This window comes from Novosphingobium sp. FW305-C-30-35 (assembly GCF_058783135.1).
The window spans coordinates 1,005,496-1,017,906 of the sequence record NZ_JBYSYJ010000001.1; the positions used below are offsets into that span (position 1 = coordinate 1,005,496).

At 65.2% G+C, this 12,411-nt stretch carries 13 protein-coding genes; 4 read left to right on the forward strand and 9 right to left on the reverse strand.

Going from position 1 to position 12,411, the window contains the following annotated elements; translation table 11 throughout:
• Positions 1-110 precede the first annotated feature (110 nt).
• Positions 111-761: a hypothetical protein gene (locus AC3WLM_RS04980; RefSeq protein WP_492476758.1), complete on the forward strand. Its 651-nt coding sequence runs from the start codon at positions 111-113 to the stop codon at positions 759-761.
• 4 nt (positions 762-765) lie between these two features.
• On the opposite strand, the gene AC3WLM_RS04985 is transcribed toward AC3WLM_RS04980, so the two are convergent.
• The 4 genes from AC3WLM_RS04985 to AC3WLM_RS05000 form a co-directional block, all read right to left on the reverse strand.
• A complete protein-coding gene (locus AC3WLM_RS04985) occupies positions 766-1,290 on the reverse strand; it encodes a hypothetical protein (protein WP_492476759.1) in 525 nt (174 codons plus the stop codon).
• Positions 1,291-1,373: 83 nt separating this feature from the next.
• Complete coding sequence (locus AC3WLM_RS04990; protein ID WP_492476760.1) at positions 1,374-1,820, reverse strand: hypothetical protein; 447 nt, start codon at positions 1,818-1,820, stop codon at positions 1,374-1,376.
• A gap of 44 nt (positions 1,821-1,864) precedes the next feature.
• Positions 1,865-2,284 (reverse strand): hypothetical protein, encoded by a 420-nt coding sequence (locus AC3WLM_RS04995; RefSeq protein ID WP_062343241.1) that lies wholly within the window; start codon positions 2,282-2,284, stop codon positions 1,865-1,867.
• 112 nt (positions 2,285-2,396) lie between these two features.
• Positions 2,397-2,972 (reverse strand): helix-turn-helix domain-containing protein, encoded by a 576-nt coding sequence (locus tag AC3WLM_RS05000; protein WP_492476761.1) that lies wholly within the window; start codon positions 2,970-2,972, stop codon positions 2,397-2,399.
• 246 nt (positions 2,973-3,218) lie between these two features.
• On the opposite strand from AC3WLM_RS05000, the gene AC3WLM_RS05005 reads away from it, so the two are divergent.
• On the forward strand, positions 3,219-4,853 hold the full coding sequence (locus AC3WLM_RS05005) for a sensor histidine kinase (RefSeq protein WP_062343243.1): 1,635 nt from the start codon (positions 3,219-3,221) through the stop codon (positions 4,851-4,853).
• On the forward strand, positions 4,850-5,476 hold the full coding sequence (locus tag AC3WLM_RS05010) for a response regulator (RefSeq protein WP_039337690.1): 627 nt from the start codon (positions 4,850-4,852) through the stop codon (positions 5,474-5,476). Before AC3WLM_RS05005 ends, AC3WLM_RS05010 begins: the two co-directional genes overlap by 4 nt.
• A gap of 121 nt (positions 5,477-5,597) precedes the next feature.
• Here the strand turns inward: AC3WLM_RS05010 and AC3WLM_RS05015 are convergent, their stop codons facing one another.
• The 5 genes from AC3WLM_RS05015 to AC3WLM_RS05035 are packed head-to-tail and all read right to left on the reverse strand — an operon-like array spanning position 5,598 to position 11,324.
• Positions 5,598-6,767 carry an acyl-CoA dehydrogenase family protein gene (locus AC3WLM_RS05015; protein ID WP_492476762.1) on the reverse strand — a complete coding sequence of 390 codons (1,170 nt, stop codon included), beginning with the start codon at positions 6,765-6,767 and terminating at the stop codon, positions 5,598-5,600.
• Positions 6,767-7,978, reverse strand: a complete 1,212-nt coding sequence (locus AC3WLM_RS05020) for an acetyl-CoA C-acetyltransferase (protein WP_492476763.1) — start codon at positions 7,976-7,978, stop codon at positions 6,767-6,769. Before AC3WLM_RS05020 ends, AC3WLM_RS05015 begins: the two co-directional genes overlap by 1 nt.
• 2 nt (positions 7,979-7,980) lie before the next feature.
• Entirely contained in the window at positions 7,981-9,207 is a 1,227-nt protein-coding gene (locus AC3WLM_RS05025) for a CoA transferase (protein ID WP_492476764.1), read from the reverse strand.
• Positions 9,208-9,210: 3 nt separating this feature from the next.
• The gene (locus AC3WLM_RS05030; protein WP_039337694.1) at positions 9,211-10,395 is read right to left on the reverse strand and encodes an acyl-CoA dehydrogenase family protein; all 1,185 of its coding nucleotides are present in this window, start codon (positions 10,393-10,395) and stop codon (positions 9,211-9,213) included.
• Between the two features lie 11 nt (positions 10,396-10,406).
• Positions 10,407-11,324 carry an SDR family NAD(P)-dependent oxidoreductase gene (locus AC3WLM_RS05035; protein WP_492476765.1) on the reverse strand — a complete coding sequence of 306 codons (918 nt, stop codon included), beginning with the start codon at positions 11,322-11,324 and terminating at the stop codon, positions 10,407-10,409.
• Between the two features lie 175 nt (positions 11,325-11,499).
• Between AC3WLM_RS05035 and AC3WLM_RS05040 the strand changes: the two genes are divergently transcribed.
• On the forward strand, positions 11,500-12,408 hold the full coding sequence (locus AC3WLM_RS05040) for a LysR family transcriptional regulator (protein ID WP_492476766.1): 909 nt from the start codon (positions 11,500-11,502) through the stop codon (positions 12,406-12,408).
• Positions 12,409-12,411 lie beyond the last annotated feature (3 nt).

Sequence of the window (12,411 nt, forward strand, 5' to 3'; positions counted from 1 at the left end):
CCTTCGACAGGCTCTCCTTCGACAGGCTCAGGATGAGCGGGGGTTGAGGCGGCATCTCGATGAGCGGAGGTGGTATGGCGGAGCGCGGGCGGACGTCTCGGGTGCGGCGGGTGGATGTTGTCGAGGACTCGGCGCTGGAGTTTGCGCCGTTCGTGCATGTGGCGCCGCGGCGCAATTCGATCACGCCGGACAAGCAGCGGCGGTTCATTGCCACGCTGGCGGCTACGGGGATCGTGAGTCAGGCGGCGCTGAGCATCGGGGCTTCGGTGGAGGCGCTGTACAAGTTGCGGCATCGGGCGGGCGCGGAGGACTTTGCGCGGGCGTGGGATGCGGCGGTGGAGCGGGGCTATTCGCGGCTGGAGGACTGTGCGCTCGAGCGGGCGATTGCCGGGGAGGAGCGGCCGGTGGTATCTCGCGGGAAGGTTGTCGCCACTTGGACGCATCACAATACCGGGCTGCTGATGTTCCTGCTGCGCGCGCGGCGGCCGGAGAAGTATGGGGCAGTGAGGGTGAACGACCTGCGCGAGGGGCATCCGGTCTATGAGGCGCTGAAGGTGCGCTGGGAGGCCGAGCGTGCGGCGGCGGATGCGGCGCGGGCCGATGGGGCGCGGGCTTCGCTGCGGGCCAAGTTGCTGGGGATGCGGGAGGCGGTGTTGCGGGAGGGGGCGTTGCGCGGGGAGGTGCCGGGCGGCGCTGGCCCCTCCTCCGCTGGCCCCTCCTTCGCTGGCGATGCCCTTCCTCCCCCTGACGGGGAGGAATGAGCGGTCAGTCTTCGGCGGTTGGCGTGAGGATCTTGTCGGCGATGTCGTCCATGCGCTGGCACATCAGGGCGAGCGTGGCGTCCATCGCGGCAAGGCCGGCGGGGCTGAGGTGGACGAAGGTGCGGCGGCCATCGCGGCCATCGTCCTCGCGCTCGACCAGGCCGCGCGCCTCGAGGATGCGCAGCCAGCGCAGCGCGGTCGTCGGCGGGACATGGGCGCCGATGCAGGCGCTGGTGGTCGGCACGCGGCGGTTCTCGCGCCCGGCGACGTAGAGATCGAGCAGGATGTCCCAGGTGGGCTCGCCGAAGAGATCGGCGGGCAGGTGCTTGTGGCGGCGGCGGCGGGCGTTGTAGAACTCCCGCGCGGCGACGGTGTGGCGGGCAATGGTCGCCTCGTCGAGCGCCGGGGCGGCGGGCGCGGCGAAGGCGGGCGCGGCCGGAGCGGACGGGGCGCCGACGATGGTGAGACCGGCCCGGCGGCCGACGGAATCGCGCCGGGGGGGCGCACTGCGCATGGAACGTACGGTCATGTCTGTGGCTCCCGTGAAATGGGATGGATGGTAAGGCGGCGATGTCTTGCGGTGTCCGGCGGCGGGCCGGGGTGCCTAGGGCGTCAGGTGAGGCGCCAGGCGTGGTAGCGGCCGATGCGGTCGGTTCGCTGGAGATGCGCGGTGGTGCCGAGGAGAAGCGCGGCGCTCTGGATGGCGATGGGCAGCTGGCTCATCGCGAAGTAGCCGTAGCGGACGAGCGAGAGGTCTATCATCTTGGCGAGGTGGGCGAGGATCACGATCACCTGCCCCGAACAGGCCCAGAGCGGCCAGGCGCGGTTGGCGCGCAAGGCTACCCACAGCAGCGCGGCCAGGGCCCAGCTGTCGATGACCAGGTGCCCCGGGTCGATCGCGAAGAAGGCGGGACTGCCAAACAGGGCATGGTTGGCGAGATCGAGCAGGATAGTCGCGATAAGGATGGCCGCGACCATGCGCTCCGGCTCCCCGCCCTTGCGCAAGGCAAAGACGAGGATGCCGACAAAGGCGATGCGAGCGGCCCAGATCACGAGCATTGCTTCAACCCCTGCCTGCTGCCCGATTCATCAGCGCCCGAGGCTCAGGCCGCATCGACCAGCGCGACCGGGTGGGCGGCATCGCCGAGCGAGCCCGTGGGCGGGCAGTCGTCGACCAGGCCAGAGCCCATTTCGCGGCCGACGTCGGCCAGCTTGCCATGGACGCGGGCGAGTTCGCCGCTGGCATCGAGCACCGCCTTCTGGCTGGCGGCGAGGCGGAGCAGCGCTTCCTGGCCGGTGAACGGGCCGACCGGGGTTTCACGCCGGGCGCGGACCATGGTGGCGAGCAGGTTCGCCTGGCGGATCAGCGCTTCATCGAGCGCGGCCTCGGCATCGTGGAGATCGCGGCTGATGCGCAGGCCATGAACGGCGGTGGCATTGCCGGCAACGGCGGCGCGCGCCTTGGCTTGCCCGCCCTTGGTTTGCCCGAAGGTCATCGCGATCGTGTTGTCAGTAGCTTTCATCTTCACACCCTGTCCCGCCCCATTGTCGGGACGGACCCCTTCATGTGGACGCCGACGCCCCCGCGCCGGAAATCCGGTTCATGGAAGGAGATGGTCGGTGAAGGACCTTGCCCTACCGATCGAGCATGGCGGACAGTTGCATGAACATGCTCAGCCCACCCAGCACGATCAGGATCAGGAACACCGTTATGCCGCCAATATACCCCAGCCGCAGAAGGGTGCCGTTCGGCCCGTCGAACATCTCCGGGAGGACATGATGATAGACCATCCCGTCAGCCTCGGCCGGCGCCTGGCGCCTGCGTTCGACCGGAGCATCGGCCCGACCCTCGATCCCTGGTGCATCTTGCACCGGAAGCCTGGCCTCTGCTCCTGACGGTCCGACATCCGTGTCATCCCGAGAGCTGGTTTCGACCGGAAGCGGCGGAAAACGTATATGGGAATCTTCATATACGGGTTGTTCGTATGTCTCCACCATTCGGCGATAGGCTTGCGCGACCTCACCCCGGGTGGCCACGCCAAGTTTGGCCCGGGCCAGCATGATGCGTTGATCGACGGTATGAGGCGAAATCCCGAGCTGACGCGAGATCTCCTTCGATGTCATATGCTGAATCAACAGATCGAGAACCTCTCTTTGCTTTGCCGTCAGCTCGACCAGCGGATTGTCGCAAAGTTCGCCCGTCACAATCATTGCAGTGATGAATCCCGACTATTCCCGGCCTTCGAAAAAGGTAAACATCCGGTACTGTCAATTCTGCACGAACACCCCGGATTTGCCAAATATTCTTTCATTCATCGCACCATGAAGGTGATCAGCCAGTTAAAACGCGCTTAACTTGGGGCGGCGCAAACCCGGCGTGTCCAAATCGCTGTTCACGGCGCGTATGGCGTGCAAAAATGATGCGGGGAGTCCGAATCAGGACAGGACGGGTAGGAAATGCGCAGGCGGAACACGGGGCGAGTCGTTGCGACCGGGCGGGCCATCCTTGCGCTTGCGTTTCTGCTCGCCCTGGTGCTTGATCCGACCGTACCGGTGCGGGACAGCGCCTTGGGCTACAGCCTGCTTTCGGCATACACGCTGTGGACGGCAGCGCTTATGGTCCTCGCTTGGCGAAGCTGGTGGTTCGATTTTCGGCTTGCTCCAGCCGCGCAGGCCATCGACATCGCAATCTTCATCGCGGCAGTCTATTTCACCGAAAGCCGCTACACCGAGTTCCAGAGCCCGTTCCTCGCACTGGCCGCGTTCCTGCTTGTTGTCGCCATGGTCCGTTGGAACTGGCGCGCCACGGTCGTCACCGCCATCGTTTTGCTGTTCACGAACCTGCTGTTCGGAATGATCCTGTACTCCTGGGGCGTCGACATCGATCCCTACCGCTTCGTACGGCGCACGATCTACATGATCCTGCTTGCCTCGATGCTGATCTGGTTGAGCATGTCACGCTCGACCGGGCGCCTGGCAGTGTTGCCAGAGCCGACGGGGATTCCGGGCAAACGGCGCGACCTCGTGTTCGATGGAGCGCTCAATCTGCTGGTCCAGTCCTTCGGAGCGCGCAACGTCGCCTTCGCCTTCGCCAGCAGCGAGGAACCGTGGATCGATCTGCGCCGCATGGACGATGGGGTTCCGGACAGACAGCGCCTTTCGCCTGAAACATTCGCGGAGGAGCTCCTTGCCCCCCTGCCGACGATGCTCATAGACATGAAGCGAAGCAGGCAACTGATCGAAACCCCTGTCGACGACGCGATCGAAGTCCGCGCCGAGCAGCTGGATTCGCGGCTTGCAACCTACCTCGGTGTCGAGACCGGGATGATCGCTTCGGTGCGCAGCGTGATGGGGTCCGGCCATCTCGTTGTGTGGAATGCCCACGCCCTCAGTTTTGACGATATCGGCCTGATGTCTGCCATCGCCCGGGAGGTCGGACAGGCGCTGGACCGGGAAGAAATGGCCCTGCTTGCCCGAACAGCAGCCGAAACCGGCATCAGGCACGCGGTCGCGCGCGACCTGCACGATAGTGTCGCCCAGTTCCTGGCGGGCACGCTGTTCCGTCTCGAAGCGCTGCGACGCTGGATCCGCGAAGGCAATGACCCGGAAGGCGAGATCGATTCGATCAAGAACGCATTGCGCCGCGAACAGGGGCAGCTGCGCCTGCTGATCGAACGACTGAGGCGGGGACAGGACAGCGACCGCCGGACCGATATTGCCGAGGAGCTGCGCGATCTTCTGGCTGAGGCAGGTGCGCACTGGCACATCTCGACCGAGCTTGTGCTGACAGGTGCGCCCGAGCCGGTGTCCGTGCAGCTTTCCCACGAAATCCGCCAACTGGTGCGCGAAGCGATTGCCAACGCGGCCCGTCACGGCAAGTGCAGCAAGGTGCTTGTCACCCTGACCGAAGATGTCGGCGAACTGCGCCTGAGCATCACCGATGATGGTGTCGGATTCCCCACCCTCGGCAATGCCGCGCGGCCACGCTCGATTTCGGAACGTGTCGAAGCGCTGGGGGGGAGCTTCAGGCTTGATTCCAGCAGAGGCGGCGCTCGTCTCGAAATTGCCTTACGATCCGGAGAACTTGCATGATTCCAGTCCTAGTGGCCGATGACCACGGCTTCATCCGCGCAGGCGTGGAAGCGGTGTTGCGCGGCACCCGGTTCTCGGTAGTAGCGGCCACCGCAAGTGGCGAGGAAACGCTGGATGCGATCAAGACCCACGATCCGGCCATTGTCCTGCTTGATATCAACATGCCCGGCATGAACGGCGTGCAGACGCTGGAAGTCTTGCGCGATCGTGGCGACAAGCGCCCTGTCGTGCTGCTGACCGCCGAAATCAATGATCGCCAGCTGATTTCGGTGATGCGTGCAGGGGTAGAGGGCATCGTCTCGAAAGACGGGGCGGAAGACGGCCTGGTCGACGTGCTGGAAAAGGTTCACGGCGGCCAGAAGGCCATCGAGCCAATCTTCCTGCAGCGGGCCATCGATCTTTCGCTGCGCCCCGATGCGCAGGGGCCGCTGGCCAAGCTCAACCCGCGCGAGCGCAAGATCGCCGGGCTGGTGGCACGTGGCCTGCGCAACCGCGACATCGGCGCGGAACTGGGCATCGGCGAAGGCACGGTGAAAGTCTATTTGCACACGATGTACCAGAAGCTGGGCATCGATAACCGCACCGAACTGGCGCTGCTGGCGGTGAACGAACAGGACAACTGATCGGTCGTTCGAGCCTGAAAAGCGGGACCCCGGGTCGAGCCCGGGGTGACGGCAGGGAGGTTGGAGGCGAGTTTGAACGACCCGCAACGGTATCGCGTCCTGACGGGCTTCTCTTGCCCTCTCAATAACTCCTTGGCAGCCCGAGCACGTGTTCGGCCAGGAACGACAGGATCAGGTTCGTGCTGATCGGCGCGACCTGATAGAGGCGCGTTTCGCGCAGTTTGCGTTCCACGTCGTATTCCTCGGCAAAGCCGAAGCCGCCGTGGGTCTGGACGCAGGCGTTGCCCGCTTCCCATGAGGCATCGGCGGCGAGCATCTTGGCCATGTTGGCCTCTGCCCCCATCGGCAGGCCAGCTTCGTACATCCGCGCCGCCTCGCGCACCATCAGTTCCGCCGCGCGCATCTGAGCATAGGCCTTGGCAATGGGAAAGGCGACGCCCTGATTGGCGCCGATCGCCCGCCCGAACACCTGCCGCTCCTTGGCGTACTCCACCGACCGCTGCGTGAACCACTTGGCATCGCCAACGCATTCCGCAGCAATCAGCACCCGCTCGGCGTTCATGCCGGAGAGGATGTAGCGGAAGCCCTTGCCCTCCTCGCCCAGCAGGTTCGCGGCCGGGATGCGCATGTTGTCGAAGAACACCTCAGTGGTCGCATGGTTCATCATCGTGCGGATCGGGCGGATGGTCAGCGATCTGCCCACCACTTCACGCATGTCGACGATGAACACTGAAAGCCCATCGGTCTTCTTCGCCACCTCCTCGCGCGGGGTGGTCCGCGCCAGCAACAGCATCAGGTCGGAATGCTCGGCCCGGCTGGTCCAGATCTTCTGGCCGTTGACGACGTATTCGTCGCCCTCGCGCCTTGCAAACGTGCGCAAGCTGGTGGTGTCGGTCCCGCTCGTCGGTTCGGTCACGCCAAAGGCCTGCAGGCGCAACTCGCCGCTGGCGATCTTTGGCAGGTACTGGCACTTCTGCTCTTCCGAGCCGTGGCGCAGGATCGTGCCCATGATATACATCTGCGCGTGGCACGCCCCGCCATTGCCGCCCTCGGCCTGGATTGTCTCGAGGATCGCCGCCGCCGCGCCAAGGCCAAGGCCCGAGCCACCGTACTCCTCGGGGATCAGCACCGAAAGCCAGCCCGCTTGCGTCAGCGCGTTGACGAATTCTGTAGGGTACTCGCGCTTCTCGTCCAGCTTGCGCCAGTATTCGCCCGCGAATTGCGCACAGAGCTTGCGCACGCCCTCGCGGATTTCGCCGTGGTCCTCGGAGTCATAAGGCGAGAGGATCATCAGGCGGCCTCGAATACGGCTGCTATGCCTTGCCCGCCGCCGATGCACATCGTCTCAAGCCCATAGCGCCCGCCGCGCCGTTGCAGTTCGCGCGTGAGGTTGGCGAGGATGCGGCCGCCGGTCGCGCCGATGGGGTGGCCGAGGCTGATGCCCGAGCCATTGACGTTGAGCATGTCATGGCGGCTGTCATCGTCGGACCAGCCCCAGCCCTTGAGGCAGGCGAGGACTTGCGGCGCGAAGGCCTCGTTCAGCTCGATCAGGTCGATGTCGGCCCACGACAGGCCATTGCGGGCAAACAGCCGCTCGGTTGCGGGGACCGGGCCATAGCCCATGCGCGAGGGATCGCAGCCCGCCGCTGCCCACGAATGGAACCAGGCGATCGGCTCCAGCCCAAGCTCTTCCAGCTTGTCCTCGGCCACGACCAGACACGCCGCCGCCGCATCGTTCTGCTGGCTGGCATTGCCTGCGGTGACCACACCCTTTTCAAGCGGCTTGAGCTTGCCGAGCGACCCCATCGTCGCGTCGGCGCGATAGCCCTCGTCGTGTGCGAAGGTCACCGGGTCGCCCTTCTTCTGCGGGATGGTCACCGGCACCAGTTCATCATCGAACAGGCCCTTGGCCCAGGCGGCTGCGGCGCGCTGGTGGCTGCGCACGGCATAGGCATCGCAGGCCTCGCGGCTGATGCCGAAGTCCTTTGCAAGATTCTCCGCCGTCTCGATCATGCCCGAGATCACGCCATAGCGCTCGATCGGCTGGCTCATCACCCGCCCCCGCGTCAGGCGGTCATGCAGCGTCAGCGAGCCTGCGCGCACGCCCTTGCGCACATCGGTGGTGTAGTGCTCGACGTTGGACATCGATTCCACGCCGCCGGCCACGACCACCTCGGAAACGCCCGTCTGCACCATCATTGCCGCATTGACGATGGCCTGCAGCCCGGACCCGCAGCGCCGGTCAAGCTGATAGCCTGGCACTTCCTCGGGCAGTCCGGCCAGCAGCCAGGACCAGTGCGAGATGCACGGCGCCTCGCCATTGCCGTAGCCTTGCGCGAAGATCACGTCGTCCACCCGGGCGGGATCGATCTTCGTCCGCTCCATCAGCGCGGTGAGGATCGTCGCGCCAAGCTGCCCGGCGGTGAGCGAGGAAAGGCTGCCACCAAACTTGCCGACGGCAGTACGGATCGGGGCGACGATGGCGGCTCTACGAAGGGTCATGGTCATTCCTTGTCTGAAGTGGCGACGACGCCCTTGTCGATCAGTGCGGCGATCTCGCCCGAGGACATGCCCAGCCGATCAGCCAGGACCTCCTCGCTGTGCTGGCCAAGATAGGGCGCGGGCAACGGATCTCCCGCTTCACGGTCGGGGATGTTGGCGAAGCTGCGCGGGGCGGGGTATTCGAAGCCGCTCGGGTTGGCGGGCGATGGGCCGAACAGCGGATTGTGGGTGACGAGGTCCGGATCGCGCGCCATCTCGTGCATCGTTCGATAACGCTCGAACGTAGCCCCGGTCCTGGTCAGCCGCGCGGCGAGATCGGCGTAGCTGAACCGCTCCGCCGCTTCCTGGAACATCGAGAACAGGCGGTGGCGGTGGACGAAGCGGTGATGATCGCTGGCGGCAAAACTCACCCCCAGTTCCGCTTCAACCGCGGCCACATCATCGGTCAGCCCGAACGCCTCGACCGTCGCCTTCCACTGCTTGGGCGTCAGCGCGGCGACCATGAAGCGATGGCCATCGCCACTGCGGAAATCGCGCCCGAACGCGCCCCAAATGGCATTGCCGATGCGTTCGCGGTCGCCTCCGCGATAGAGCATTTCCGCTGCCGCCCCTGCATTGAAGGCCGTACCGATGGCGACGTCGCCGAGCGGCACGCGCAGTTCGCTGCCTTCGCCGGTGGCATCGCGATGGCGCAATCCCGCCAGCAGCGCAAAGGCGCAATAGGCCCCGGTGATGAAGTCCCAGGCCGGCAGTATCTGGTTGACCGGCGGCGCGGTGCCTGCGTCCCACTCCTCGGGCCCGGTCATCAGAGGATAGCCCGAGGCGGCGTTGACAGTGAAGTCCATTGCCTGCCGCCCGTCATGCCAGCCCATGATACGCACCGAGACGAGATCGGGCCGCCCTCCCGCAATCCGCTCATGCGCCATGAAGCTTTCCACCGGCAGGTTGGTGATGACCTGCCCCGTCTTGCGCGCCAGCTCCACCGCCAGTTCGCGCCCTTCACCGGTCTGCAGGTCGAGCGCCACGCTCTTCTTCGCGCGGTTGAGGTTCTCCCACGACAACGAGCGCCCCTCGCGCGTCATCATGTAGCGCTTGTAGTCCAGGCCGCCGCGCCGATCGTCGATGCGGATGACCTCTGCCCCCATCTGCGCGCAATAGAGGCCCGCCGTCGGCGAGGCGACGAAGGACGAGACCTCGACGATCGAAAGCCCGGAGAGCAGCTGGTACATGACTTACCAGACGGTCCCTTCGCTGGCGAACTCACGCAACAGGTGCTTGGCAATCTGCAACTGCATGATCTGGCTGGTGCCTTCGTAGATGCGCAGGATGCGCGCATCGCGGAAGAAGCGCTCCGCCGGATATTCGGCAAGGTAGCCGGCACCGCCGAACACCTGCACGCAGCGGTCGACCACGCGCCCGCAGGCCTCGGACGAAAACAGCTTTGCCGCTGCCGCCTTGCGCTGGATGTTCTCGCCGCGGTCGGCGCGGGCGCAGGCATCGGCGACCATGCATTCGGCGGCGTAGAGGTCCGCTTCGCTGTCGGCCAGCATCGCCTGGATCAGCTGGAAATTGGCGATGGGTTCGCCAAAGGCCTTGCGTTCGTTGGCGTAGCGGATCGCGGTATCAAGCGCGCGGCGCCCCATGCCCACGCCCATGCCGGCCACCGAAAGGCGTCCGTTATCAAGGCTCTGCATCGCGATCTGGAAGCCGCGCCCTTCCTCGCCACCGACCAGTGCCGAGCCCGGAATATGGACGTCCTCCATGATGACATCGGCGATGTGCGCGCCCGATTGCCCCATCTTCTTGTCGGGCTTGCCCACGGTGATGCCGGGTGTGCTCATATCGACGATGAAGGCCGAGACGTGCGCGTTCTTGGGCAGCGCTTCCTTCGACGTACGCGCCATGATCAGGCCGATCCTGGCGCTTGGGCTGTTGGTGATGTAGCGCTTGGTGCCATTGAGCCGGTAGCCGTTACCGTCGCGCACGGCGGTGGTCTGCATCGCCGCGCTGTCCGATCCCGATCCCGGCTCGGTCAGGCCGAAGCAGGCAATCTCGCCACTGGCGATACGCGGCAGCCATTCGGCCTTCTGTTCAGGCGTGCCATGGTTCTTGATCGCGCTGCCGGTCATGCCGATGTTGATCGACACGGTGGAACGGTACGCGGGAGAGGCATAGGCCATGTGCATCACCGTGGTGATGTATTGGCTGATGTTCATGCCCGCACCGCCGTATTCCTCCGGGATGGTGATGCCGAACAGGCCCATCTCGCGCATTTCGTCGAGGATATCGTCGGGGATGCGGTCATTGGCAATCACGTCGTCCTCGGCGGGGATCAGCCGCTCGCGCACATAGCGGCGCAGCTGTTCGAGGAACTGTTCGAAGATTTCCGGGTCCATGCCGGGGTTGACGTTGGCCATGTCAGGGTTCCTCAGACGGGGTCGTAGGGAAAGACGTGTGCCGAAACCTCGTCGGCGCGCGCAAAACTCGGGCGGAATGCGGGGATCAGCTCCTCGGCAATGGCCGTGGGCGTCCAGCCCTCCAGCTTGACCATCGAGCGCACCGGGCGTGGCTTGTCGAACAGCAGGATCTCATTCTTGCGCACCGAGAAGATCTGGTTGGTAACGTCCACGGAAAGGTCCGAAGCGAGATAGGCCACCAGCGGCGCGATCTTGTCGGCGCTCATCGTCTGCATCCGCTCCACCCGCAGCTTCTGCTCGGGCGTCTCGGCCGGGATCGAGGCGGTCATGCGGCTCCACGCAAACGGCGCGATGCAGTTCGACCGTACGCCCCAGCGCGCCATGTCGAGCGCGATCGACTGCGACATCGCCACCAGCCCGAGCTTCGCCGCCGAATAGTTGGCCTGTCCCACGTTGCCGACCAGGCCCGAGGTGGAGGTGAAGTGGATGAAGCTGCCGGAAGACTGTTCACGGAAGTAGGGCGTCGCCGCCTTCGACACATTGAACGCGCCGGTGAGGTTCACGTCGATGACGCTCGTCCAGTCCTCGTAGGACATCTTGTGCCAGATCGTGTCGCGCAGGATGCCGGCGTTGTTCACCACCGCGTCGATCCGCCCGAACCGCTGCACGGCATCTTCCACGATGCTGGCTGCGCCCGCCGGATCGGCCACGCTGGCAAGATTGGCGTGAGCCTTGCCTCCCGCTGCCACGATATCGTTGACCGTGGTCTGCGCCGGCCCTGCATCCCCGCCGTCCCCGCCTTGCGCCACGCCTGGATCGTTGACCACCACCGCAGCACCTTCACGGGCGCAGAGCAGCGCGATCTCGCGCCCGATCCCGCGCCCGGCGCCAGTCACGGCAACGACCTTTCCATCCAGCACGCCGGCCATCCGAATCTCCCAACGGTGTCTTGTTGACACTCTTGTTAAGCGACCGATTAAACCATTTCAAGCGCTGCCACCACCACCTTCGGCAGCGCCTTTGGGAGAGGACTTCACAATCACCAAGAATTGTGGTTTGGAAGCTCAACCAATCACCTTGTGATTGAACCAAAGGTGGCTGCCGATGCGCTTCAAGGGCCTCGATCTCAACCTGCTCGTCGTGTTCGACGCGCTGATGGAAACGCGCAGCGTCACCCGCGCGGCAGAGCGGATCGGCCTGACCCAGCCTGCGACAAGCGCGGCCCTGCGCCGGTTGCGCGACTACTTCCATGACGAGATCGTCGTCGCCGTAGGCAAGCGCATGCACCCCACGCCGTTCGCCGAGGGGCTCCACCCACAGATTCAGCTCGCCCTGCGCGGGGTCGAGCGTGCGATCACCACGCCCACCGCGTTCGATCCGACGACCTCGACCCGCCGCTTTCGCATCGTCAGTTCGGACTACATCATGGTTGCCGTGCTGGTCCCCCTGATCGAGCGCTTTGCCGTAACGGCGCCGGGCGTGCGCGTGGAAATTATCCAGCCGACCGAACAGGCCGTGTCCGAACTGGAATCGGGCAAGGCCGACCTCCTCGTCACGCCCGAGCCGTTCCTTGCTGCCTGGCATCCGCATGAAATCCTGTTCGAGGAAGAACAGGTCGTGGTCGGCTGGGCAGAAAATCCGGTGCTCAAGCGGGGGCTTACCGAGGAAGACTTCTACGCCGCAGGTCACGTCACCGTCGCCTTCGGGGCCACGCGCACTCCAGCCTTTGCCGATTCCACGCTATCGCGCATGGGGCGCGAACGGCTGGTAGAAGTTACCGTGTCCAGCTTTGCCTCGGCGCCGTGGTTCATCGAGGGCACCGCGCGCCTTGCGGTTCTGCACGAGCGCCTTGTCCGCCAGATCGCCCGCCGCTTCAATCTGGCCTGGGCGCCAATGCCGTTCGCGTTTCCCAAGATGCACGAGATGATGCAATTCCATGAATCGCGCGCCGACGACGCCGGGCTCAACTGGTTGCGCCAGCAGATGCGCGAGGTTGCCGCAGAGGCGGCTTGAAAG

Coding starts and splice junctions, on each gene's coding strand:
- AC3WLM_RS04985 (WP_492476759.1), bottom strand. CDS start 1,290: ATGACCGTACGTTCCATGCGCAGTGCGCCCCCCCGGCGCGATTCCGTC.
- AC3WLM_RS04990 (WP_492476760.1), bottom strand. CDS start 1,820: ATGCTCGTGATCTGGGCCGCTCGCATCGCCTTTGTCGGCATCCTCGTC.
- AC3WLM_RS04995 (WP_062343241.1), bottom strand. CDS start 2,284: ATGAAAGCTACTGACAACACGATCGCGATGACCTTCGGGCAAACCAAG.
- AC3WLM_RS05000 (WP_492476761.1), bottom strand. CDS start 2,972: ATGATTGTGACGGGCGAACTTTGCGACAATCCGCTGGTCGAGCTGACG.
- AC3WLM_RS05005 (WP_062343243.1), top strand. CDS start 3,219: ATGCGCAGGCGGAACACGGGGCGAGTCGTTGCGACCGGGCGGGCCATC.
- AC3WLM_RS05010 (WP_039337690.1), top strand. CDS start 4,850: ATGATTCCAGTCCTAGTGGCCGATGACCACGGCTTCATCCGCGCAGGC.
- AC3WLM_RS05015 (WP_492476762.1), bottom strand. CDS start 6,767: ATGATCCTCTCGCCTTATGACTCCGAGGACCACGGCGAAATCCGCGAG.
- AC3WLM_RS05020 (WP_492476763.1), bottom strand. CDS start 7,978: ATGACCCTTCGTAGAGCCGCCATCGTCGCCCCGATCCGTACTGCCGTC.
- AC3WLM_RS05025 (WP_492476764.1), bottom strand. CDS start 9,207: ATGTACCAGCTGCTCTCCGGGCTTTCGATCGTCGAGGTCTCGTCCTTC.
- AC3WLM_RS05030 (WP_039337694.1), bottom strand. CDS start 10,395: ATGGCCAACGTCAACCCCGGCATGGACCCGGAAATCTTCGAACAGTTC.
- AC3WLM_RS05035 (WP_492476765.1), bottom strand. CDS start 11,324: ATGGCCGGCGTGCTGGATGGAAAGGTCGTTGCCGTGACTGGCGCCGGG.
- AC3WLM_RS05040 (WP_492476766.1), top strand. CDS start 11,500: ATGCGCTTCAAGGGCCTCGATCTCAACCTGCTCGTCGTGTTCGACGCG.